We start from the raw sequence: 20,882 nt of genomic DNA on the forward strand, positions 1-20,882 counted from the left end.
CCGACCGAGGAGCACCCATGCCGGACGCCCGCCGCACCGTCACCGACCTGTACCTGAAGACCGTGACCACCCTGCATCGCAAGCTGCTCGACGGCACCGGCGGCCGAGTCGGCACCCGCTTCAAGAACATGCCCACCCTGACGCTCACCACCACCGGCAGGCGCAGCGGGCTACCGCGCACCGTCGTCCTCACCGTCCCGGTCGTGGACGGCGACAGCTACCTGATCGTGGCCTCCCGGGGTGGGGACGACATCTCTCCGGACTGGTTCCACAACCTGTGCGCCCATCCCGAGGTCGAGGTGTCGTTCCGGCACGGCCCCACCCGGTCGATGACCGCACACGTCCTCACCGCGGCCGAACGCGGGCGGCGGTGGCCGGAGGTGGTCGCGGCCTACCCGGGCTACGAGACCTACCAGAAGCGAACGACCCGCCGCATCCCCCTCGTCTTGCTGGTGCCGCACGGCATCTGATCGCCGTGTCGTGCGATCTCGACTCGCACGGCCGGGGCGACGAGGCCGCGGTATGGGCGGTCTCGCGTGGGTGTCGATCCCGCCGCGCTCACCACTGAACAGCCGGACGCGCTCAGGTGATGATGACAAGCTCCGTGGACGAGGCGATCTCGGCTCGCAACCCGGCCTTGGCCGCCACCCGGGCGACGCCCCGCACGTCGGTCGGCTCGCCTCTGGTGAGCACGAGGGCCCGCGCCAGTAGGCCCTTGTGGTGCTTGTTGAAATGGCTCACCACCGTGCGCGACCCGTCCGGATGCTCGGTGACGACGTTCGCGGTGATCGCGCCCGGCACCCGCCCCAGCTGCTGATAGGTGCCCGAACGCAGATCCACGACGAGTTCGCCCGCCGCCTCGGCGTGCAGCGCCGCCGACAGTTCGTCGCGCCAGACGGCCGAAAGCGTCGGCAGGCCGGGCAGTTTCGAACCGCCGGACAGGCGATAGGCGGGAATCGGGTCACCGGCGCGGACCGCGCCGAACAACGCGGAGCCGATGCCGAGCCGGGCATCGGCCTTGGCCCGCTGGGCCCTGGTGAACGAACGCGCGTCGAGCGCGTCGTAGAGGACGCCAGTGTAGCGCTCCAGCGCGGGACGCGTCGGCGAGGTGCGCAGCGCCGCGTTGCGGGCGATCTCGCCATCGGCGCCCTTGCCGAGTCCGAGCGCGGTGCGGGAGCGCTCCGGGTCGTCCGCCAACCGCACCACTTCCTCGATCAGCCGGGTGCGCACGGCCGTGAGCTGCGGCATCGCCAGCGAGTCCAGCGTGAGCGGCGCTCCGGCGCCGCCGTCGGACTTGGTTTCGGAGGGAGGCAGCAGGACCAGCACGAACGAATACGGTAATGCGCTGGGACCGGCGTCCGGCCGGCGACTACCCTGTGCTTCCGTGATCACCCGCCTGTCCCGCCTGTTCCTGCGCACTCTCCGCGACGATCCCGCCGACGCGGAGGTGCCCAGCCACAAACTCTTGGTCCGTGCCGGCTACGTGCGCCGGGTCGCCCCGGGCGTCTACTCGTGGTTGCCGCTGGGCTTGCGCGTACTGCGCAAGGTCGAGGACGTGGTGCGACAGGAGATGGACGCGATCGGCGCGCAGGAGATCTCGCTGCCCGCGCTGTTACCGCGCGAACCGTACGAGACCACCAACCGGTGGACCGAGTACGGCGACGGCCTGTTCCGGCTGCGCGACCGCAAGGGCGCGGACTACCTGCTCGGCCCCACCCACGAGGAGCTCTTCGCGCTCACCGTGAAGGGCGAGTACAGCTCCTACAAGGACCTGCCGGTCACGCTGTACCAGATCCAGACCAAGTACCGCGACGAGGAGCGTCCGCGCGCGGGCATCCTGCGCGGGCGCGAGTTCGTGATGAAGGATTCCTACTCCTTCGACCTGGACGAGGACGGCCTCCAGGCCAGCTACCATGCACACCGCCAGGCCTACCAGCGCATCTTCGACCGGCTGGGGGTCGAGTACGTCATCGTGGCCGCCACCTCGGGCGCGATGGGCGGCAGCGCGTCGGAGGAGTTCCTGGCCGACAGCCCGGTCGGCGAGGACACCTACGTGCGCTGCCCGGAGTCCGGCTACGCGGCCAATGTGGAGGCGGTGGTCACCCCCGCTCCCGAGCCGCTGCCGATCGAAGGACAGCCCGCGGCCGTCGTGCACGACACCCCGGACACCCCCACCATCGCGACGCTGGTCGACTGGGCCAACGGCGCGGGTATCGCCGAGCGCTACGGCCGCCCGGTCACCGCGGCCGACACCTTGAAGAACGTGATGGTCAAGCTGCGCCACCCGGACGGGAAGAGCGAGATCGTCGGGATCGGCGTCCCCGGTGACCGGGAGGTCGACGACAAGCGCCTGGGCGCCTCGGTCGAACCGGCCGAGGTGGAACTGCTCACCGAAACGGACTTCGCCGAGAACCCGTTCCTGGTCAAGGGCTACATCGGCCCGAAGGCGTTGCAGGCCAATGGTATTCGCTACCTGGTCGATCCCCGCGTCGGCACGGGCACCAGCTGGATCACCGGCGCCGACGAGCCGGGCAGGCACGTCGTCGGCCTGGTCGCGGGCCGCGACTTCGTCCCGGACGGCACCATCGAGGCGGCCGAGGTCCGCGACGGCGATCCCTCGCCCGACGGTCGCGGCACGCTGGTGGCGGCGCGCGGCATCGAGATCGGCCACATCTTCCAGCTCGGCAACAAGTACACCGACGCGTTCGAGGTGGACGTGCTCGGCGAGAACGGCAAGCCGGTGCGGCTGACCATGGGTTCCTACGGCATCGGCGTCTCGCGCATGGTCGCGGTGATCGCCGAGCAGCAGCACGACGACAAGGGGTTGCGCTGGCCCGCCGAGGTCGCGCCCTACGACGTGCACGTCGTCATCGCGAACAAGGACGACGCGGCCCGCGCCGGCGCCGAAGAGGTGGTCTCCGGCCTGCACGCGCAGGGCCTGGACGTGCTCTTCGACGACCGCACCGCCTCGCCGGGGGTGAAGTTCAAGGACGCCGAGCTGCTCGGTATGCCGTGTGTGCTGGTGATCGGCCGCGGCTGGGCCGAGGGCAAGGTCGAATTGCGCGACCGCTTCACCGGCGAGACCGAGCAGGTCCCCGCCGCGTCCGCCGTGGACGCGGTGGTGGCCCGCGTTCGCGGCTGACCTGTTCCCGGACGGCCCTCGCCGGCACCTCGGCCGGGGCCGTTCGCTATCGGCGCGAAGGCCGCGGGAGAAGGCGAGCGAACGGCGGCCCGAGCTGTCCGCCGCCATCGTTCGCGTCGTTTCCTTTGCCGCGCATCAGCTCCCGGGTAGCTGCCCGGTCGCTGAGTCAGGCCTTGCCGGGAAACGCGATCGTGGGCGGATTCGCGCCGAGAATCGACTGCCACGCGGCCAGCCGGACGGCGGCCTCGGTGAGCGCTTCGACACCGGTGCGCCGGATGGCCATGGAGTCGCCGCGCTCGACCACCGACCGCCAGGCGACAGCGGTGTCGGACTCGACCGTCACGGCCAGCCGGGCCGCCGAGGTCGGATCGGTCACGGCGAACGGCACCGTGTAGGCCGAGTCCGGCGGCGGCACCGTCGCGCCGCCCAGAGCGAGGGCGTCCACGGTGGTGTCGCGGCGAGCCCGGTGGGCAGCGGTGTGCTCGGCGACCAGCCTGGTGCGCTCGGGCGAGGCGTAGGCGGCGATCACCCCGTAGGCGTACACCGCGCCGTATTCGGCGTTCAGCGCGTCGATGAGCGCTCGGCGTTCGTCCTCGGTCATGCCAGCAACACCCCTGTCTGGACCGCGCAGGCCGCGCTGATCGAAGCGAGCAGACCGGCCCGGTAGCCGGTCAACGCGCGCGCGAGCTCGGCCGACGATTTCTGGGCGGCGGTGAGTTGCGTACGCAGCGCATCCACGCTCGGCGGCGTGGTGGGCGGCACGGCGCTGCCCGAAGCCACGGCCGATGGGCCGGATTCGCCGGCGCGTGTGCGGCGCGCCGGTGTGGTGCCGTCGGCGTAGACGCCGATCACGCGGTCGATCTCGGTGCGCAAGGCGTCGGCGTGCGCGGTGCGTTCGGCAGCGATCGCCGACAGTGCGGCGTGCCGGTCGGGTGCGACGGCGATGGCAGCGGTCGCGGCCGCGGCGTCGGCGCGCGCCGCAACCTCCTGCGCGGCAAGTGGATCCGGCTCGTGGACCACGTCGTCACCGGTGCAACCGGTCAGCGCGCCGAGGGCGAGCACCCCGGCCGTCGCGCCGCCCGCGAGTCGCAGCGCGCTGCGACGATCCAGGGCGTTGTGGCGGGGCTCGTGCCGGTCGGACGGCATGCCGGTGGTGCACCCGGCACGCGGCGGGGCGGGAAGGCGGATGGGCACGGCACTATCGTGCCAGACTCGCGAGGCCGCGCCGGACCAGCGTCGGCCGTGGCGTGCGTACTTCGAGACCACTGGTCCTTTACACTCTCGTGGCGCGTTACGCTAGACCTTCGGTAGAGAATTTTCCTTCCGCGTCACAACTGAACCAGGAGCCGCCCCACATGCCGATGCCGACCGAGGAAAGGGTGAGCCAGCTCGTAGCTGGTCTCGTCGAACGCCGAGGATTCGACCTCGAGGGCGTCGAGATCTCGACGGCGGGCACGCGCGTGGACGCGCAGGCTCGGGTGCAGGTGACCGTGGACCGCGATACCTCCGATCTGGATTCCCTGGCGCGTCTGAGCACCGAGCTGTCGGTGCTGCTGGACGACGCGGGGGAGTTCGGCGAGACGGCCTACGTGCTGGAAGTGACGACCCCCGGAATCGACCGCCCGTTGACCGCCGACCGCCACTGGCGGCGGGCGCGCGGGCGGAAGGTGCGCGTCCGGCTGCGCGAAGGCGCGCAGCCGCCGGAGGGCTCGGCGACTTTCGAGGCCAGGGTCGGTGCGCTCACCGGTGATTCGGTGGCGCTGGTGCTCGGGGGCGCACGCGACCCGCACCGGGTGACGGTCCCGCTCGCCGACATCGCCACGGCCGTCGTCCAGGTCGAGTTCTCCCCGCCGGGCGCGCGGGAGCTGGAACTCGCGGGTGGAATCGTTCCCGGGCGGCCCGCCCCGGGTGCGGAAGGCGCGGTGGCGGTCGACGACGCCGCGGAGCTCCGAGGAACACCGACTGCACTGTCCGAATCCGTAACAGCGTCCGATTCGCCGACCGAAGGGATCGTGGAATGAACATCGAAATCGAAGCCCTGCGCGCGATCGTCGCCGACAAGGGGATCTCGATCGAGACCGTGATCTCCGCGATCGAGTCGGCGCTGCTCACCGCGTACCGCCACACCGAGGGCCACCAGCCCAACGCGCGCATCGACATCAACCAGAAGACCGGCGTGGTCCGGGTGATGGCGCGCGAGCTGGACGCCGACGGCAACGTGATCTCCGAATGGGACGACACCCCTGAGGGTTTCGGCCGGATCGCGGCGACCACGGCCAGGCAGGTCGTGCTGCAGCGGCTGCGCGACGCGGAGAACGAGAAGTCCTTCGGCGAGTTCTCCACGCACGAGGGCGACATCGTCGGCGGTGTGGTGCAGCGCGACGCGCGCGCCAACGCCCGCGGCACCGTCGTGGTGCGCATCGGCAGCGAGTTGCACGGCGCGGAGGGGTTGATCCCGGCCGCGGAGCAGGTGCCGGGCGAGACCTACGAACACGGAGACCGGATCAAGTGCTACGTCGTCGGCGTCTCCCGTGGGCCGCGCGGCCCGCAGATCACGCTGTCGCGTACCCACCCGAATCTGGTGCGCCGCCTGTTCGCGCTGGAGGTGCCGGAGATCGCCGACGGCTCGGTGGAGATCGTGGCGGTGGCACGGGAGGCGGGGCACCGCTCCAAGATCGCCGTGCGCACCACGGTGCCCGGCGTCAATGCCAAGGGCGCCTGTATCGGTCCCATGGGACAGCGCGTGCGCAACGTGATGAGCGAACTGGCCGGCGAGAAGATCGACATCATCGACTACGCCGACGACCCGGCGACCTTCGTCGGTAATGCACTCTCGCCCTCGAAAGTGGTTTCGGTCACCATCGTCGACCCCGAAGCCAGGGCGGCCCGCGTCGTGGTCCCCGATTTCCAGCTTTCGCTGGCGATCGGCAAGGAGGGGCAGAACGCCCGCCTGGCCGCGCGGCTGACCGGCTGGCGCATCGATATCCGCAGCGACGCCGCGCCCGACATGGGCGGATCCGTTCGGACGGAGGCGCATCGCAGTTGACCGGAGCCCGCCCGCGGAGTGCTCGGGATGACATGTTCGTAACTTCCGCGGGGGAGGGGTTCGGCGTTCCGAGCGCGGCAGCGGTAGAGTGGTCGGAGGTTCAGTCCGAGCCTTCGGTTCCAATGCCCGACCGCACCACCGAGCAGCACCCGGCGCCCCGGCGCCCAGCGGCTCCCGTGCGGACGTGTATCGGTTGCCGGAAGCGCGAGCTGGCCGTCGATCTGTTGCGGATCGTGGCTCGGGACCGTGAGACCGGATACGGCGCCCACGTCATCGAGATCGTTCCCGATCCGCGGCGCAGACTTCCCGGACGGGGTGCCTGGTTGCACCCCCTTTCGGCTTGTCTGCGCGCGGCAGAGCGGCGCCGAGCGATCGGCAGAGCACTACGAGTGTCCGGACATCTGGATATCTCAGCCCTGGAGCATTACCTCGAGAACAGGCACGAGCACTCATGAGCACACCGTGAAGTACCAACGATGAACGTCCATCGGAGATAACCCGAGGTCGTGCGGGCCGCCGTCCCCAACGGTGGCGCTGCTCGACCTCTCAGTGAGGAGAGCAGTGGCAGGCAAGGCCCGCGTGCACGAGTTGGCAAAAGAACTCGGTGTCACGAGCAAGGAACTACTCGCAACGCTCAAGGAGCAGGGCGAGTTCGTGAAGTCGGCGTCCTCGACGGTGGAAGCTCCCGTCGCGCGTCGGTTGCGTGAGTCGTTCGCGGCGAAATCCGCGCCCTCCAACGGCAACAAGCCGGGTGCACGCCCCGGACCGTCCGGCCGTCCGGGCCCCAAGCCCGCGGGCGGAGGCCCGCGTCCCGGTCCCCGTCCGCCGGCGCCCACCGCGCAGGAGACCGCCGCTCCCGCGGCGCGCACCGGCGAATCCCCGGCTGTGAAGCCGGGCCCCGCCGCCCGTCCGGGACCTTCCCCGGCGCCCAAGCCCGCCGCCAGGGAATCGATCACCCCGCAGGCCGCCGCGGCTTCGGGCCCGAGTGCGAGTTCCGCGCCCGCCCCGGCCGGTCCGCGTCCGACGCCGGGCGGCCCGCGTCCCGGGCAGCAGCAGCGTCCCGGGCAGCAGCAGCGCCCCGGCGCGCCCTCCCCTGGTGGCCAGCGGCCAGGCGGTGCGGCACCCGGCCCACGTCCCGGGCCGAAGACCCCGCGCGTCGGCAACAACCCCTATTCGTCGGCTCCCGAGCGTCCCGCGCCGCGTCCGGCCCCCGGTCAGGGTGGTCCGCGTCCGGGTCCGTCGCAGGGCGGCCCGCGGCCCGGCCCGGCCCAGGGTGGTCCGCGTCCGGGTCCGTCGCAGGGTGGTCCGCGGCCCGGCCCGGCCCAGGGTGGCCCGCGTCCGACGCCCGGCCCTGGTGGCCCGCGTCCCGGCGGTCCGCGGCCGAGCCCCGGCTCGATGCCGCCCCGTCCGAACCCCGGCGCGATGCCGTCGCGTGCGGCGCGTCCCGGCGGCGCCGGCGGCCCCGGCGCGGGTCGTCCCGGCCGCCCCGGTGGTGCCGGTGCCGGTCGTCCCGCCGGCGGCGGCGGTGGCGGTGGCTACCGTGGTGGTGGCGGCGCTCCCGGTGCGGGTACCGGCGCGCCCGGTGCCGGTGGTGCGGCGGCCGGTGGCTTCCGCGGTCGTCCCGGCGGCGGCGGTGGCGGCGGTGGCCGTCCGGGTGGTCCCGGTGGCCGCGGCGGTGCGGCAGGCGCGTTCGGCCGTCCCGGTGGCGCGCCCCGGCGTGGCCGCAAGTCGAAGCGGCAGAAGCGGCAAGAGTACGACTCGATGCAGGCGCCCGCCGTCGGCGGCGTGCGGCTGCCCCGCGGCAACGGCGAGATCATCCGGCTCGCCCGTGGCGCCTCGCTGTCGGACTTCGCGGAGAAGATCGACGCGAACCCGGCCGCGCTGGTGCAGGCCCTGTTCAACCTCGGCGAGATGGTCACCGCGACCCAGTCGGTGAACGACGAGACCCTCGAGCTGCTCGGCAGCGAGATGAACTACGTCGTCCACGTGGTCAGCCCCGAGGACGAGGACCGCGAGTTGCTGGAGTCGTTCGACCTCACCTACGGCGAGGACGAGGGCGGCGAGGAAGACCTCGAACAGCGCCCGCCGGTGGTGACCGTCATGGGTCACGTCGACCACGGTAAGACCCGCTTGCTGGACACCATCCGCAAGGCGAACGTCCGCGAGGGCGAGGCCGGTGGCATCACCCAGCACATCGGCGCCTACCAGGTGCTCACCCACCTCGGCGACGAGGACCGGCTGATCACCTTCATCGACACCCCGGGTCACGAGGCGTTCACCGCCATGCGTGCCCGCGGTGCGAAGGCGACCGACATCGCGATCCTGGTGGTCGCCGCCGACGACGGCGTCATGCCGCAGACGGTGGAGGCGATCAACCACGCGCAGGCGGCCGACGTGCCGATCGTCGTGGCGGTCAACAAGATCGACAAGGAAGGCGCCAACCCGCAGAAGGTGCGTCAGCAGCTCACCGAGTACGGCCTGGTCGCCGAGGAATACGGCGGCGACACCATGTTCGTCGACATCTCCGCCAGGCAGAACATCAACATCGATGCGCTGCTCGAGGCGGTCCTGCTGACCGCGGACGCGGCACTGGATCTGCGGGCCAACCCGGATATGGACGCGCAGGGCGTGGCGATCGAGGCGCACCTCGACCGCGGCCGAGGCCCGGTGGCGACCGTGCTCATCCAGCGCGGCACCCTGCGGGTCGGCGACTCGATCGTGGCGGGAGACGCCTACGGCCGAGTGCGCCGGATGGTCGACGAGCACGGCGAGGATGTCGAGGCGGCGCTGCCGTCGCGACCGGTCCAGGTCATCGGCTTCACGTCGGTGCCGGGAGCGGGTGACAACCTGCTCGTGGTCGACGAGGACCGGATCGCGCGGCAGATCGCCGACCGGCGCAATGCGCGCAAGCGCAACGCGCTGGCCGCACGCAGCCGCAAGCGGATCAGCTTGGAAGATCTGGATGCCGCGCTGAAGGAAACCAGCGAGCTGAACCTGATCCTCAAGGGCGACAACTCGGGTACGGTCGAGGCCCTCGAAGAGGCGCTGCTCGGGATCCAGGTGGGCGACGAGGTGCGTCTGCGGGTGATCGACCGCGGCGTCGGTGGCGTCACCGAGACCAACGTCAACCTCGCTTCGGCGTCGAACGCGATCATCATCGGGTTCAACGTTCGCGCCGAGGGCAAGGCGACCGAGCTGGCCAACCGCGAGGGCGTCGACATCCGGTACTACTCGGTGATCTACCAGGCCATCGATGAGATCGAGAAGGCCCTCAAGGGCATGCTCAAGCCGATCTACGAAGAGGTCGAGCTGGGTCGTGCCGAGATCAGGGCGATCTTCCGTTCGTCGAAGATCGGCAACATCGCCGGTTGCATGGTCACGTCGGGTTCGGTCAAACGCAACGCCAGGGCGCGCCTGATCCGGGACAACATGGTGATCGCCGAGACGATGTCGATCTCGTCGCTGCGCCGGGAAAAGGACGACGTCACCGAGGTCCGCGAGGGCTTCGAATGCGGTATGACGGTCACCTACTCCGACATCAAGGAAGGCGACATCATCGAGGCCTACGAGCTGCGCGAGAAGCCGCGCGACTGACAGGCCGCGAGGACCACGACCCGGACGCCGCGCCCAGTGCGCGGCGTCCGGCCGGTCTTCCCGATATGGAGGGGTGTAGGTGTACCTGGGTGCACTGGAGTTCGACCTGCTGCTCGGTGATGTGCATTCCCTGAAACAGAAGCGTTCGGTGATCCGGCCGATCCTGGCCGAATTGCAGCGTTTCGGTGTGAGTGCCGCCGAAGGCGGGGAACACGATCTATACCGTCGCTCGTTGCTGGGCGTGGCTATGGTCAGTGCCGGAATGGATCACCTGACCGAGGTACTGGACAGATGTGAACGGCACGTCGCGGCCCGTCCGGAGTTACAGTTGCTGGCGGTGCGCCGCCGGGTCTTCGGGCCCGAGGACTGACCGCGGAGCAGCGACGGAGCTCGGGTGGCGGCCTGCGGGCCACGCTCCGACCGCCATCGAACAGAGTTGACAGTGAGGAGGAAACGGCCATGGTGGATCAAGCCAGGGCACGTCGACTCGCCAAGCGGATCTCCTCGATCGTCGCGACCGCGATCGAATACGAGGTGAAGGATCCGCGGCTGCGTTTCGTGACCATCACCGACGCCAAGGTCACCGGCGATCTCCGGGAGGCGACGGTGTACTACACCGTGATGGGCGAAAATCTCGACGCCGAACCGGATTACGACGGTGCGGCGGCCGGTCTGGAGAAGGCCAAGGGTGTTCTGCGTTCCAAGGTGGGCGCGGGAACCGGGGTGAAGTTCACCCCGACGCTGGCATTCGTACTGGACACCGTGCCCGACGCGGCACGGCAGATGGAGGAACTGCTCGCCAGGGCGCGGGCCGCGGACGACGCGGTCGCCAAGGTGGCCGCCACCGCCAGGCACGCGGGCGATGCCGACCCCTACAAGGTCGAACGCGACGCCGACGAGTGACATGCGGTAGTCGATGACGACGATGCGGGAAACGGCCGGCTTGGACTCGGCCGTGGCGGCGCTCGACGCCGCGCGCTCGGTGAGCATTGTCTGCCATGTGCAGCCCGATGCGGACACCATAGGAAGTGGTCTGGCGCTGGCGTTGGTGCTGCACCGGCGCGGCGTCCCGGTGCAAGTGTCGTTCGCCGAGCCCGCGGAATTGCCCGTGTCGATGCGGTCGCTGCCCGGCGTGCGGCATCTGGTGGCGCCGGTGGAGGTGCGCGGCGAGGTCGACCTGCTGGTCGCGGTCGACTGCGGCAGCGCGGGCCGACTCGGTGCGCTCGCCGACCGATTACCAGGCGCGGCAACGACATTGGTGATCGATCATCATCGGTCGAACACGCGCTTCGGAGCGATCAACGTGGTCGATCCCGCCGCGGAGTCCACCACGAGCCTGATCGCGCGGTTGCTCGACGCGTGGGGTGTGCCGATCGATGCGGAGGTGGCGCATTGCCTGTACGCGGGCCTGGTCACCGATACGGGTTCGTTCCGGTGGGTGCGTCCGGGTACGCACGAATTGGCGGAGCGGCTGCTGGCCACCGGAATAGATGGCGCGCATATCGCACGAACCTTGATGGACACCCACCCGTTCGAGTGGCTGCCCATGTTGTCGCGGGTGCTCGGGACGGCGCGGCTCGTCCCGGAGGCGCGCGGCGGTGTCGGGTTGGTGTACGCGTTCGTGCGGCGTGACGACATCGACGACGTGCGGTCGGAGGAGGTGGAGAGCGTCATCGACATCGTGCGCACGACCGCCGAAGCGGGAATCGCCGCGGTATTCAAGCAATCCCGTGCGGTGCCGGATCGGTGGACGGTGTCGCTGCGCTCCCGCGACAGCGGATCGTGTGCGGGCGACGGGGTGGATGTCGCCGAGGTGGCTACGTCGCTGGGTGGCGGCGGGCATCGCTTCGCCGCCGGGTACACCGCGCACGGTGCCCCCGAAGACCTGATCAGCGCGCTGCTGGCCGCGCTCGGGTGACCCGATGCCGGAATCACCGGTGATGCGGTCATTTTCGCGGCCGAAGCCGGGCGCCGCCGTGTTTGTCGGTGGCTCGTGTCACGGTGGGAGCGAAGTCGGAACGACGGTGGTCTCGGAGGGCGAGCTGTGGAGGAGGTGTTCGTGAGCGCACAGGGCTCCAAGGGCGCGGATGTCAGTGACCAGGCCCTGCCGGAGAGCGTCGACGGGGCCGCCGCGGCCGGGCCCGGACGTATTCTCGGCTTGGCGTTGCCCACCCTTGGCGTGCTGGTCGCCGAACCGATCTACCTATTGTTCGACCTGGCCGTGGTCGGCAGGCTCGGGGCTCTCGCGCTGGCCGGGCTCGCCGTCGGCGGTTTGATCCTGGCGCAGACGAGTTCGCAGTTGACCTTCCTGTCCTACGGCACCACCGCGCGTTCGGCGCGTCGCCACGGCGCGGGCGACCATCGTGGTGCCGTCGCGGAGGGTGTGCAGGCCACCTGGATCGCCGTGGCCGTCGGCGCCGCGATCCTGGTGCTGGTCCAAGCGTTCGCGGTGCCGGTGACCGGCGCCATCGCGGGCGGCGGGGATATCGCGGCGCAGGCGCTGGGCTGGGTGCGGATCGCGTTGTTCGGCGTGCCGCTGATCCTGATCTCCATGGCGGGGAACGGGTGGCTGCGGGGCGTCCAGGAGACGCGCAGGCCGCTGGTTTATGTTCTCGCCGGACTCGCGGTGTCGGCAGTCCTCTGCCCGGCGCTGGTGCACGGACTGGTCGGTGCCCCGCACCTGGGCCTGCCCGGCTCCGCGGTGGCGAACGTGGCGGGTCAGATCGTGACCGCGGCGCTGTTTCTGAACGCGTTGATCCGTGAAGGGGTCTCCCTGGCTCCGCACTGGTCGGTGATGCGTGCCCAGCTCGTGCTCGGGCGCGACCTGATCGTGCGCAGCTTCGCCTTCCAGGCGTGCTTCGTCTCGGCGGCCGCGGTAGCCGCGCGCTTCGGCGCCGCGTCGGTGGCGGCCCACCAGTTGGTGCTGCAACTGTGGAACTTTCTGGCGCTCGCCCTGGACGCTCTGGCCATCGCCGCGCAGACGCTCACCGGCGCGGCTCTGGGCGCGGGGGACGCCACAGGCGCCCGGGGGATCGCCCGGCGTGTGACCCGCTGGTCGGAGATCTTCAGCCTCGGGCTCGCCGCCTGCTTCGCGGCGGGGGCGGTGGCAATTCCGGCACTGTTCACCGACGATCCGGACGTGCTCGATCGCGCTCACGTCGTGTGGTGGTTCTTCGTCGCGCTCATTCCGGTGGCGGGCATCGTTTTCGCACTCGACGGCGTGCTGCTCGGCGCCGGTGACGCGGCTTATCTGCGCACCACCACGCTCGCAGCGGCTCTGCTCGGCTTCTTGCCCGCTATCTGGTTGTCGCTGGCCCTCGACTGGGGTGTCGCCGGAATCTGGTCCGGCCTCGCCGCGTTCATGCTGTTGCGGCTGATCGCCGTCGCGGTACGGGCGTTGTCGGGCCGGTGGGCTCTGGTCGGCGCAGAAGTGCCGACGTGATCGACACCCGGCTCGGCCGGTGCGCGCGAATCCGGATCGATGTGCCAAGGTAGGTGTGGTGATACCCAAGTTGATGGCGGTGAGCGACATTCATGTCGGCCACCAGGGGAATCGGCCGGTCGTCGAGCAGATCCAGGCGGACTCGCCGGAGGACTGGCTCATCGTGGCCGGCGACGTGGGGGAGAAGGCCGAGGACGTGCGGTGGGCGCTGGAGCTGCTGCGCGGCCGGTTCGCCAAGGTGATCTGGGTGCCGGGCAATCACGAGCTGTGGACGACTGCGAAGGACCCGGTGCAGATGGCCGGGGTGGCACGCTACGACTACCTGGTGTCGATGTGCCGCGACCTGGACGTGCTGACGCCGGAGGACCCCTTTCCGGTGTGGCAGGGCGCGGGCGCCGAGGAGCACGGCGGAGCGATCACACTGGTCCCGATGTTCCTGCTGTACGACTACTCGTTCCTGCCGGAGGGCGCCACCACGAAAGCGGAGGGCCTGGCGATCGCGCGTGAGCGCAACGTGGTGGCCACCGACGAATTCCTGCTTTCCCCGGATCCGTACCTGACCAGGGACGCGTGGTGCCATGCCCGGGTACAGGTGACCAAGCGCAAGCTCGACGCGCTCGCCCCCGGCGCCCCGGTGGTCCTGATCAACCACTTCCCGCTGGTGCGACAGCCGACCGACGTGCTGTTCTATCCGGAGTTCGCGCTGTGGTGCGGCACCGAACTGACCGCGGACTGGCACACCCGCTACAACGTGGTCTGCTCGGTCTACGGTCACCTGCACATCCCGCGCACCTCGCACTACGACGGCGTCCGGTTCGAGGAGGTGTCGCTCGGCTACCCGCGCGAATGGCAGCGCCGCGGTCTGCCCGAGCGGTTGTTGCGCCAGATCCTGCCGACCCCGCAGTATCCGCCGGGCACGTTGAACAAGTGGGGTGGGCACTTCCAGGTGACTCCCGAGATGGAGGCCGCCGCCGCGGAGATGCGCAGTAAGGCACAGCAGCGGCGCGGGCTGGCCTAGTCCGACGCCCATGGCGCTGCGATCCCACCCGGTACGGCTCGACTACGCTCGTCGGTGATGATCGAGAACATTCTGCCCGCGGGTGTGGCCTCGGCCGAGTTGCTGGCGTACCCGGAGGATCTGCGGCCGCATCCGGCGGAGGAGCATCTCATCGCCAAGTCGGTGGAGAAGCGCCGCCGTGACTTCATCGGCGCACGGCATTGCGCCCGGCTGGCGCTCGCGCAGCTCGGCGAGCAGCCGGTCGCGATCGGCAAGGGCGAACGCGGCGCTCCGGTGTGGCCGCGCGGAATCGTCGGCAGCCTGACCCACTGCGACGGCTACCAGGCCGCCGCGCTCGGCCACCGGCTGCGGTTCCGCTCCATTGGCATCGACGCCGAGCCGCACGCCACCCTGCCGGACGGCGTACTGGACTCGGTCAGCCTGCCGCCGGAGCGGGAGTGGCTGAAGACAACCGATTCCGAACTGCACCTGGACCGGTTGCTGTTCTGCGCCAAGGAGGCCACCTACAAGGCGTGGTTCCCGCTGACACTGCGCTGGCTCGGCTTCGAGGACGCGCACATCACGTTCGAGATCGAGGACGGCTCCGCCGATTCCGGTCGCGGCAGCTTCCATACCGAACTACTGGTGCCGGGGCAGACCACCGACGGCGGCACGCCGCTGCTCTCGTTCGACGGCCGCTGGCTCATCACCGGCGGCTACATCCTGACCGCGATCGCGCACGTCTGATGGACGGACTCGGCGGACTGCTCGTCATCGACAAGGCCGGTGGCTGGACCAGTCACGACGTCGTCGCGAAATGCCGGAAACTGTTGCGCACGAAGAAGATCGGCCACGCGGGCACGCTCGATCCGATGGCGACCGGTGTGCTCGTGCTCGGCGTGGAACGTGCGACAAAACTGCTCGGCCTGCTCACGCTGACGACCAAGGCGTACACCGCGACCATCCGGCTGGGGCAGGCGACCAGCACCGACGACGCCGAGGGCGAAGTGCTGGCCACGACACCGGCCGGTCACCTCACCGACGCCGATATCGGCACGCGCACAGCGGAACTGACCGGGAACATCGAGCAGGTGCCCGCCACCGTGAGCGCGATCAAGGTGAACGGCGAGCGCGCCTATGCCCGCCACCGTGCGGGCGAGGACGTGCAGCTGGCCGCGCGCCCGGTCACGGTGTCGCGGTTCGACGTGCTCGCCCGGCGCGATGTCGGCGATTTCGTCGACCTGGACGTGGTGGTCGAGTGCTCCTCGGGCACCTACGTGCGGGCGCTGGCCAGAGACCTCGGCGCCGCGCTCGGCGCCGGCGGCCACTTGACCGCGTTGCGCCGCACCAGGGTCGGTCCGTTCACGCTCGAGCACGCCCGCACCTTGGACGATCTGGCAGTCGCCGCGGAATTGGGCACGCCGCCGCTGAGCCTCGACATCGACGCTGCGGTGCGAACGGCTTTCCCGCGCCGCGACATCGACGACAAACAGGCCGACGACCTGCGCAACGGACGCTGGCTCGCCCCAGCCGGAATCCCCGGCGTCTACGCCGCCATCGACCCGGAAGGCCGCGCTATCGCCCTGCTGCGCGAGTCCGGCGATCGCGCGTCCTCGGTGATGGTCGTCCGTCCCGCCAACCTCTGATCCGGTGCCGGAGCAGTCCCGCGCGGTCACCGCGCGTAGATTGCATCGCGCGTGGAGCAATCGGCGGCCCCGAACCGCAGTGCCCGCCGTCTGCTACCGTTGGCACACTGAGCTGTCACGGGTCGGGAGGGTGGGGATGAGCCGTCGAATCACGTTGGTGCTGCTTGGTTCCCTGGCTGCCTCGGGTGTCGTTGGGTGTGGGGATACGACGAGCGGCTTGCCCACCTCGAGCACCGCTGCGGCCAAGGTCCTGTTCGACCCGTGCACAGGGGTTCCCGACGATGTACTTAGAGCAGCGGGTGTGGACCCGGCGACCGCAGAGACCGGGATCGGGGGCGTTCATCAGTCCGGGTGGGCGATCTGTGCCTGGAAGGGCTCGCGCTACTCGATCTCGATCTACAGCACCAGCGGGCCACCAGCCGAAATCGCGGACAAACCGGGAAACACGGGACAGCGGGGTCCGACGATAGCCGGGCGCACTGGGACCGAATTTCGATCAGCCGGTTGGGTATCACTGGTCAGGATTACACCAACTCGGCCGCAATCGCTGCGATCATCGAATCGATGTAATCAAGTATGAAAAGTATGTGATCAAATTTGGATAATGTGGTGAAGTTTCTGATTTTCGCGCAAAATTTTCAGAGTGTTTCAGGTCTTGCCGACAGGCCAGATCGAGCAGCTGCGCTACCGCAACCGCTATGCCGATCCGACGATGCCCTGGCGGTTTCCCGGTGAATCTGGACCAACTCCGCAACGCGGACCCCGGGAAATGGCAAGCTGCGGCGGACGACCTGCTGGCGGCTGCGAAGGACTGCGAAGAAGCCGTAGCCGAGATCCACGCAAATGGCACCACGAGGTTGAAAGAGTCATGGCCCGACTATCTCGGAGACATCGTTCGCGACCGGATTACCGGCGTCGCCAACAAGCTCGAGGAGGTCGGCGTTCTCCTGCGCGGGGCGGTCACTGCGCTCGATTCGTTGGAAGACGCTGCGCGGATTGCGCAGACCGAGGCCGGCTCCGCGATTTCCGCGGCGGCGGTGGCGGGGCTCCAGTTGAGCGGCGATACGGTCGTTGTTCCGCCGGATCACTATGATCCCGATGGCGCCGTCGCCGTCAGGGACCGGTGCAACGCACTGATCAAGGACGCTGTCGACGCAGCGACGAAGGCGGACGAGGAAGTTGCCGGTGCCCTACGCAAACTCAATATCAGTGTAAATAGCACTTCGTTGGAGGAAGCGCGGAAACAGCAGAGCGCTGCAGTTCAAGATGCTCTCGACGCCATCCGTGAAACTCTCCCTCAAGGTCAGTCACCCGAAACTGTTCAGCAATGGTGGAATTCTCTGTCGGTTGAACGTCGAGAAGATTTGATGCGTGCGGTTCCGGTGGAGCTGCATGATCTCAATGGAATACCCGATAATGTGAAGCGAGAACTGGAAGGCTCGAATGGATATAGTTCTGTCGAGGCCGTCAGGTATGCGCGAGAGCATTGGAACGACAGTTCGATCGATATCTTTGACAACAACTGCGCTAATTTTGTATCAAATACACTTTCTGCCGCTGGACTGGATTCCAAGGGAACTCTGACCACCCAGTCGGATGCGTGGACGCGAAGCCGAACGGCCGGAATTGATTTCGATCCACCGGGTCCAGGGTCGTTGCAGGGGCTCAGCCACACCGACACGTGGTTCAACGCTGAGAAGCAGAAGAATTTCTTTTTGAACAATGGTGCGCAGGAAGTCGGAGCTGCAGGCGCGAGACCAGGAGACGTAATTTATTTCGAACACACTCAGAAGGTGGGTGATTACAATCCGGGCGAAGCGCACCATGCGGCAGTTGTCACAGCAGTTCTTCCAAATGGTGACGTACTTTATTCGCAGCACACCACGAGCGGCAGAGACTTGAGTCTTACTGACCGGATCGGCTTTGCCAACCAGGACGGCGGCACGCAGAACATCCGCATCATTCGACCCAAGGAGACCTGGTGATGAAGCGCCCAACTGTCTTCGTGCTAATTGTGGCGGTCCTGTCTCTAACGGGTGCGCTGGTCGTCTCTGTCTGGGCAGACGGCCTGCTCGACGATAGAAAGAAAGAACTCCTCGCCACGCGGTGCACGGAGTCGATCGATGTACCGGTAATTGCGATCGTTTTGAACTATGCGGGTGCCGTGTTACTTGTGATTTCGGCGCTTTCACTCATTGTATTGCTCGGAGTTCTGTTAAAGAATCCTGGCGGGCTCACGGTGGTTTGGATCATGGTAACGGCCTTTGCTTTTGTGTGCATCGCATTGTACGCGACCCTCGTCATCGCTAGTATCATATCGCCTGACTCGAACGAGCCGATTTCATCCCAGTACCACCCGTGCCCATCCAGGATATGAAAGGCGGCAGATAATGGGCGACGTCTGTATGGACCCGGAAACCGCTAGACAAGCCGGGAAATCAATCTCCACAAATAGCAGTGAAGCCAGAGCCCGCTTGGAGAAACAGTTTGATAAGGTAGCGCCCGCCGCTGCTGCCAACGAGGGCTGGAAGAGCGGCCCGGCTCTCGTCGACTTCGCATACGTTCGCAAAAACGACATGCTGTCCGGCCTACAAGAGCTGGACAGTATCGGCCAGAAAATCGTCGAGGTCGTCACGGCGCGGGTCAACGTAGATGAACGTTACGCGGTAAGCCTTGATCGGATCGGGAGGGCCGCGGAGGTCATGTCCGAATAGTGAACTTGAATTTGTCTGTGTGCCGGTGTGTGTCGCCATAGAATCGGGCCGATCCTGTGTCGATGCTGACCGGAATGCGGCGAGCTTTCGCCTCCGAGCTCAGGTGCCGATGTGATGACGGAGCTGTGACGCATGTCGAGGTGGACATCCTGGCGATCTAGTGGCCGATCTGGTGGCGGAGGCGTCGTACCGCGTCGTCCATGTGGTCGGCTAGGAGCGTGCGGGCGCGCGCGGGTTCGGCGGTGGCGATCGCTTCGCGCAGGTCGACGTGTTCGCGGGCCTGGTCGCGGAGGTCGGGGTAGGTGGTTTGCAAGGCGCCCAGGCACATTCGCGTCTCGATCAGCAGGGTGCGGGCGGCGCGCACCAGCCGTGGGCTGGCGGCACTCTCGACCAGCGCCTCATGAAAAGCCTGGTCTGCGTCGGACACTCCTACCGCGTCGCCTCGTTCGGCGCACGCGATCATCTCCGCGACGCTGGGACCGAGCGCCTCGTAGGCGATCTGGCGGCGGCCGTCCAGGATCAGCTCCAGCGCGCCGCCCTCCAGCGCCGTCCTGGCCCGGTAGATGTCGACGACGTCGTCCAGGTTCAGTTCGATGACGAAGATGCCGCGATGGCGGATGCTGCGCAGCAGTCCCTCGGACACCAACCGCTGCATGGCTTCGCGCACCGGTCCGCGTGAGACCGCGAACCGCGCGGCGAGGTCGGCCTCGCCGAGCTGCGATCCGGGCGCGAGACTGCCGCGCATGATCGCCTCGCGGAGCCGATCGGCGATCATCTCCGCGGTCGACTGCCGGTTCACCGGCTCGAAATCAACGACGGACATCGATCTGCCTTTCCGCGAACAAGGTCCCGAGTCCGGGAACGACCGGCTCGGCGCCGGCCAGCCGCAGCCCCGCCCAGATCGTCACCTGATTGGCCGTCAGCACCGGTTTGCCCAGCGTAGCCTCCAGGTCCGGCAGCACCGCCATCGTATGCATCGCGGTATCGGGGATGAGCAGCGCCTCGGCATCGGGATGGTCGTTGTCCGCCGCCAGCCGCAGCACCTGGGCCGGGGTGAGGGTGCCTACCTCGGCGGCGGTGTCGATCCCCGCGCTGGACATCGACACGACGTCGGCGCCCGCATCGGTGAGGAACTCCACGAACAGCCGGGCGACCTCGTCGGGATAACTGGCGGCCACGGCGACGGTGCGCAGTCGCAGCGCGTGCACGGCGTCGGCGAACGCGATGCTGGTGCTGGTCGCCGGGACGCCGGCGACCTCGGCCAGCGCGCGCACTTGGTCGCGCGCCCCGGCGGGCCCGTAGACGAAACTGCCGGATGTGCAGGCCCAGACGATCGCCTCGGGGCGATGCCGGGCGAGCAGCGATGCGCCGAGGCGTATCTTTTCCGGGCTGCCCAGCTCGAGCAGTTCGGGGACGGCGTGCAGGTCGGTGCCGTAGCTGTGGGCCACCGGAAGGCGCGCGCCGAGCGCCGCTGCCGCGAGGGGGTAGTCGTCCTCGGCCGCGTGGCCGGGGTAGATGAAACCGACGGTGGGTGCGTGCATGTGATGGTCTTCCTTCAGAAAACGTTGAGCAGCCACTTGCCCGGGCCCATCATCGGCAGCTTCATCCGGCCGAGACAGGCCCACATGGTGAGCTGGTTGGCGGTGAGTACCGGCTTGCCGAGGGCCTTCTCCAGCGGCTCGATCACGTCGTAGGTCGGCAGGTTGGTACAACTGACGAAGACGGCCTGAGCCTCGGGATCGTCGGCGCCGACGATGCGTTCGGCGATCGTGCGGTAGCCGACCTTCCAGATGCCGCCGCCGAGCCCGAGGTGGTCGGAGCGCACCACCGAACACCCGGCTTCGCCGAGGAACTCGTGCAGCCGGTGGGTGAGGATCTCGTCATACGGGGTCAGCACCGAGATTCGAGTGAGGTCCAGATGGCGGATCGCTTCGAGCAGGGCGCCGGAGGTGGTGACCGCGTCCTGCGCCCCCGCCCGGCAAATGGTGTCGCGCAACGACCTCTCGTAGGAGAGGCCTTTGATGAAGCTGCCCGACGTGCACAGGTAGGCAACGAGTTCGGGTTCCACGTGCAGCACGTTGCGGGTGGCCGCGGTGAGATGCGCCGCGTCGGAGACCAGTTCGGCCATCTCCAGCGACACCGGGACCGGTTCGTAGGGGGTGCGAGCCAGGTGCAGACTCACCTCCAGCGGTGCCCAGCGCCAGAGCTCTCGTTCGAGGGCGAGGTCGAACGGTGCGATGATCCCGATACCCCGCTGGGCAACGGGCCCCTCGAGGTCGGGAAAGCTCAGATCCACTACGG

Annotated in this window: 23 protein-coding genes; 17 read left to right on the forward strand and 6 right to left on the reverse strand. The window is 68.6% G+C overall.

Going from position 1 to position 20,882, the window contains the following annotated elements; genetic code table 11:
- Positions 1-17 precede the first annotated feature (17 nt).
- Positions 18-470, forward strand: coding sequence for a nitroreductase/quinone reductase family protein (locus tag ACT89H_RS02305; RefSeq protein WP_445106783.1), 453 nt, complete (start codon positions 18-20; stop codon positions 468-470).
- Positions 471-582: 112 nt separating this feature from the next.
- Here the strand turns inward: ACT89H_RS02305 and yaaA are convergent, their stop codons facing one another.
- Positions 583-1,326, reverse strand: a complete 744-nt coding sequence (yaaA, locus tag ACT89H_RS02310) for a peroxide stress protein YaaA (RefSeq protein WP_445106784.1) — start codon at positions 1,324-1,326, stop codon at positions 583-585.
- A gap of 58 nt (positions 1,327-1,384) precedes the next feature.
- Between yaaA and ACT89H_RS02315 the strand changes: the two genes are divergently transcribed.
- Positions 1,385-3,142 carry a proline--tRNA ligase gene (locus ACT89H_RS02315; RefSeq protein WP_445106785.1) on the forward strand — a complete coding sequence of 586 codons (1,758 nt, stop codon included), beginning with the start codon at positions 1,385-1,387 and terminating at the stop codon, positions 3,140-3,142.
- Positions 3,143-3,308: 166 nt separating this feature from the next.
- Here ACT89H_RS02315 and ACT89H_RS02320 read toward each other — a convergent pair whose 3' ends face one another.
- Both ACT89H_RS02320 and ACT89H_RS02325 read right to left on the reverse strand, forming a co-directional pair.
- A complete protein-coding gene (locus ACT89H_RS02320) occupies positions 3,309-3,743 on the reverse strand; it encodes a ferritin-like domain-containing protein (protein WP_445106786.1) in 435 nt (144 codons plus the stop codon).
- Positions 3,740-4,336 (reverse strand): hypothetical protein, encoded by a 597-nt coding sequence (locus ACT89H_RS02325; protein WP_445106787.1) that lies wholly within the window; start codon positions 4,334-4,336, stop codon positions 3,740-3,742. Before ACT89H_RS02325 ends, ACT89H_RS02320 begins: the two co-directional genes overlap by 4 nt.
- A gap of 161 nt (positions 4,337-4,497) precedes the next feature.
- Between ACT89H_RS02325 and rimP the strand changes: the two genes are divergently transcribed.
- From rimP to ACT89H_RS02400, 15 genes are all read left to right on the forward strand, one after another.
- Positions 4,498-5,163, forward strand: a complete 666-nt coding sequence (gene rimP / locus ACT89H_RS02330) for a ribosome maturation factor RimP (RefSeq protein WP_445106788.1) — start codon at positions 4,498-4,500, stop codon at positions 5,161-5,163.
- Positions 5,160-6,188 carry a transcription termination factor NusA gene (gene nusA, locus ACT89H_RS02335; protein ID WP_445106789.1) on the forward strand — a complete coding sequence of 343 codons (1,029 nt, stop codon included), beginning with the start codon at positions 5,160-5,162 and terminating at the stop codon, positions 6,186-6,188. The genes rimP and nusA overlap by 4 nt, the downstream gene beginning before the upstream one ends.
- 122 nt (positions 6,189-6,310) lie before the next feature.
- Positions 6,311-6,643, forward strand: coding sequence for a YlxR family protein (locus ACT89H_RS02340; protein ID WP_445106790.1), 333 nt, complete (start codon positions 6,311-6,313; stop codon positions 6,641-6,643).
- 106 nt (positions 6,644-6,749) lie between these two features.
- Positions 6,750-9,782, forward strand: coding sequence for a translation initiation factor IF-2 (gene infB, locus ACT89H_RS02345; RefSeq protein WP_445106791.1), 3,033 nt, complete (start codon positions 6,750-6,752; stop codon positions 9,780-9,782).
- Positions 9,783-9,861: 79 nt separating this feature from the next.
- Positions 9,862-10,152: a DUF503 domain-containing protein gene (locus ACT89H_RS02350; RefSeq protein ID WP_195149198.1), complete on the forward strand. Its 291-nt coding sequence runs from the start codon at positions 9,862-9,864 to the stop codon at positions 10,150-10,152.
- 89 nt (positions 10,153-10,241) lie between these two features.
- A complete protein-coding gene (rbfA, locus tag ACT89H_RS02355; protein ID WP_445106792.1) occupies positions 10,242-10,685 on the forward strand; it encodes a 30S ribosome-binding factor RbfA in 444 nt (147 codons plus the stop codon).
- A gap of 13 nt (positions 10,686-10,698) precedes the next feature.
- Entirely contained in the window at positions 10,699-11,700 is a 1,002-nt protein-coding gene (locus ACT89H_RS02360) for a DHH family phosphoesterase (RefSeq protein ID WP_445106793.1), read from the forward strand.
- A 186-nt stretch (positions 11,701-11,886) separates the two neighbouring features.
- Positions 11,887-13,224, forward strand: coding sequence for an MATE family efflux transporter (locus ACT89H_RS02365; protein WP_445107335.1), 1,338 nt, complete (start codon positions 11,887-11,889; stop codon positions 13,222-13,224).
- Positions 13,225-13,282: 58 nt separating this feature from the next.
- Positions 13,283-14,242 carry a metallophosphoesterase family protein gene (locus ACT89H_RS02370; protein ID WP_445106794.1) on the forward strand — a complete coding sequence of 320 codons (960 nt, stop codon included), beginning with the start codon at positions 13,283-13,285 and terminating at the stop codon, positions 14,240-14,242.
- A 57-nt stretch (positions 14,243-14,299) separates the two neighbouring features.
- Positions 14,300-14,968 carry a 4'-phosphopantetheinyl transferase Npt gene (gene npt / locus ACT89H_RS02375; RefSeq protein ID WP_445106795.1) on the forward strand — a complete coding sequence of 223 codons (669 nt, stop codon included), beginning with the start codon at positions 14,300-14,302 and terminating at the stop codon, positions 14,966-14,968.
- Positions 14,968-15,867 carry a tRNA pseudouridine(55) synthase TruB gene (truB, locus tag ACT89H_RS02380; RefSeq protein WP_445106796.1) on the forward strand — a complete coding sequence of 300 codons (900 nt, stop codon included), beginning with the start codon at positions 14,968-14,970 and terminating at the stop codon, positions 15,865-15,867. The genes npt and truB overlap by 1 nt, the downstream gene beginning before the upstream one ends.
- Before the next feature lie 136 nt (positions 15,868-16,003).
- Positions 16,004-16,447: a DUF3558 family protein gene (locus ACT89H_RS02385; protein WP_445106797.1), complete on the forward strand. Its 444-nt coding sequence runs from the start codon at positions 16,004-16,006 to the stop codon at positions 16,445-16,447.
- A gap of 151 nt (positions 16,448-16,598) precedes the next feature.
- On the forward strand, positions 16,599-17,852 hold the full coding sequence (locus tag ACT89H_RS02390; protein ID WP_445106798.1) for an amidase domain-containing protein: 1,254 nt from the start codon (positions 16,599-16,601) through the stop codon (positions 17,850-17,852).
- On the forward strand, positions 17,852-18,244 hold the full coding sequence (locus ACT89H_RS02395) for a hypothetical protein (protein ID WP_445106799.1): 393 nt from the start codon (positions 17,852-17,854) through the stop codon (positions 18,242-18,244). Before ACT89H_RS02390 ends, ACT89H_RS02395 begins: the two co-directional genes overlap by 1 nt.
- 13 nt (positions 18,245-18,257) lie before the next feature.
- Positions 18,258-18,581, forward strand: coding sequence for a hypothetical protein (locus ACT89H_RS02400; protein ID WP_445106800.1), 324 nt, complete (start codon positions 18,258-18,260; stop codon positions 18,579-18,581).
- 157 nt (positions 18,582-18,738) lie between these two features.
- On the opposite strand, the gene ACT89H_RS02405 is transcribed toward ACT89H_RS02400, so the two are convergent.
- Genes ACT89H_RS02405 through ACT89H_RS02415 form a run of 3 tightly spaced genes read right to left on the reverse strand, consistent with a single transcriptional unit; the run spans position 18,739 to position 20,877 of the window.
- On the reverse strand, positions 18,739-19,404 hold the full coding sequence (locus tag ACT89H_RS02405) for a GntR family transcriptional regulator (protein ID WP_445106801.1): 666 nt from the start codon (positions 19,402-19,404) through the stop codon (positions 18,739-18,741).
- A complete protein-coding gene (locus ACT89H_RS02410) occupies positions 19,391-20,122 on the reverse strand; it encodes a maleate cis-trans isomerase family protein (RefSeq protein ID WP_445106802.1) in 732 nt (243 codons plus the stop codon). Before ACT89H_RS02410 ends, ACT89H_RS02405 begins: the two co-directional genes overlap by 14 nt.
- Before the next feature lie 14 nt (positions 20,123-20,136).
- On the reverse strand, positions 20,137-20,877 hold the full coding sequence (locus ACT89H_RS02415; RefSeq protein ID WP_445106803.1) for a maleate cis-trans isomerase family protein: 741 nt from the start codon (positions 20,875-20,877) through the stop codon (positions 20,137-20,139).
- Between the last annotated feature and the right edge of the window lie 5 nt (positions 20,878-20,882).

The organism is Nocardia aegles (assembly GCF_052545135.1).

Excerpts from the sequence above, each read along its gene's own strand:
- rbfA (WP_445106792.1), top strand. The coding sequence starts at position 10,242 with ATGGTGGATCAAGCCAGGGCACGTCGACTCGCCAAGCGGATCTCCTCG.
- ACT89H_RS02360 (WP_445106793.1), top strand. The coding sequence starts at position 10,699 with ATGACGACGATGCGGGAAACGGCCGGCTTGGACTCGGCCGTGGCGGCG.
- truB (WP_445106796.1), top strand. The coding sequence starts at position 14,968 with ATGGACGGACTCGGCGGACTGCTCGTCATCGACAAGGCCGGTGGCTGG.
- ACT89H_RS02340 (WP_445106790.1), top strand. The coding sequence starts at position 6,311 with ATGCCCGACCGCACCACCGAGCAGCACCCGGCGCCCCGGCGCCCAGCG.
- ACT89H_RS02405 (WP_445106801.1), bottom strand. The coding sequence starts at position 19,404 with ATGTCCGTCGTTGATTTCGAGCCGGTGAACCGGCAGTCGACCGCGGAG.
- ACT89H_RS02395 (WP_445106799.1), top strand. The coding sequence starts at position 17,852 with ATGAAGCGCCCAACTGTCTTCGTGCTAATTGTGGCGGTCCTGTCTCTA.
- npt (WP_445106795.1), top strand. The coding sequence starts at position 14,300 with ATGATCGAGAACATTCTGCCCGCGGGTGTGGCCTCGGCCGAGTTGCTG.
- nusA (WP_445106789.1), top strand. The coding sequence starts at position 5,160 with ATGAACATCGAAATCGAAGCCCTGCGCGCGATCGTCGCCGACAAGGGG.
- ACT89H_RS02410 (WP_445106802.1), bottom strand. The coding sequence starts at position 20,122 with ATGCACGCACCCACCGTCGGTTTCATCTACCCCGGCCACGCGGCCGAG.
- ACT89H_RS02305 (WP_445106783.1), top strand. The coding sequence starts at position 18 with ATGCCGGACGCCCGCCGCACCGTCACCGACCTGTACCTGAAGACCGTG.
- rimP (WP_445106788.1), top strand. The coding sequence starts at position 4,498 with ATGCCGATGCCGACCGAGGAAAGGGTGAGCCAGCTCGTAGCTGGTCTC.
- ACT89H_RS02385 (WP_445106797.1), top strand. The coding sequence starts at position 16,004 with ATGAGCCGTCGAATCACGTTGGTGCTGCTTGGTTCCCTGGCTGCCTCG.
- ACT89H_RS02320 (WP_445106786.1), bottom strand. The coding sequence starts at position 3,743 with ATGACCGAGGACGAACGCCGAGCGCTCATCGACGCGCTGAACGCCGAA.
- ACT89H_RS02400 (WP_445106800.1), top strand. The coding sequence starts at position 18,258 with ATGGGCGACGTCTGTATGGACCCGGAAACCGCTAGACAAGCCGGGAAA.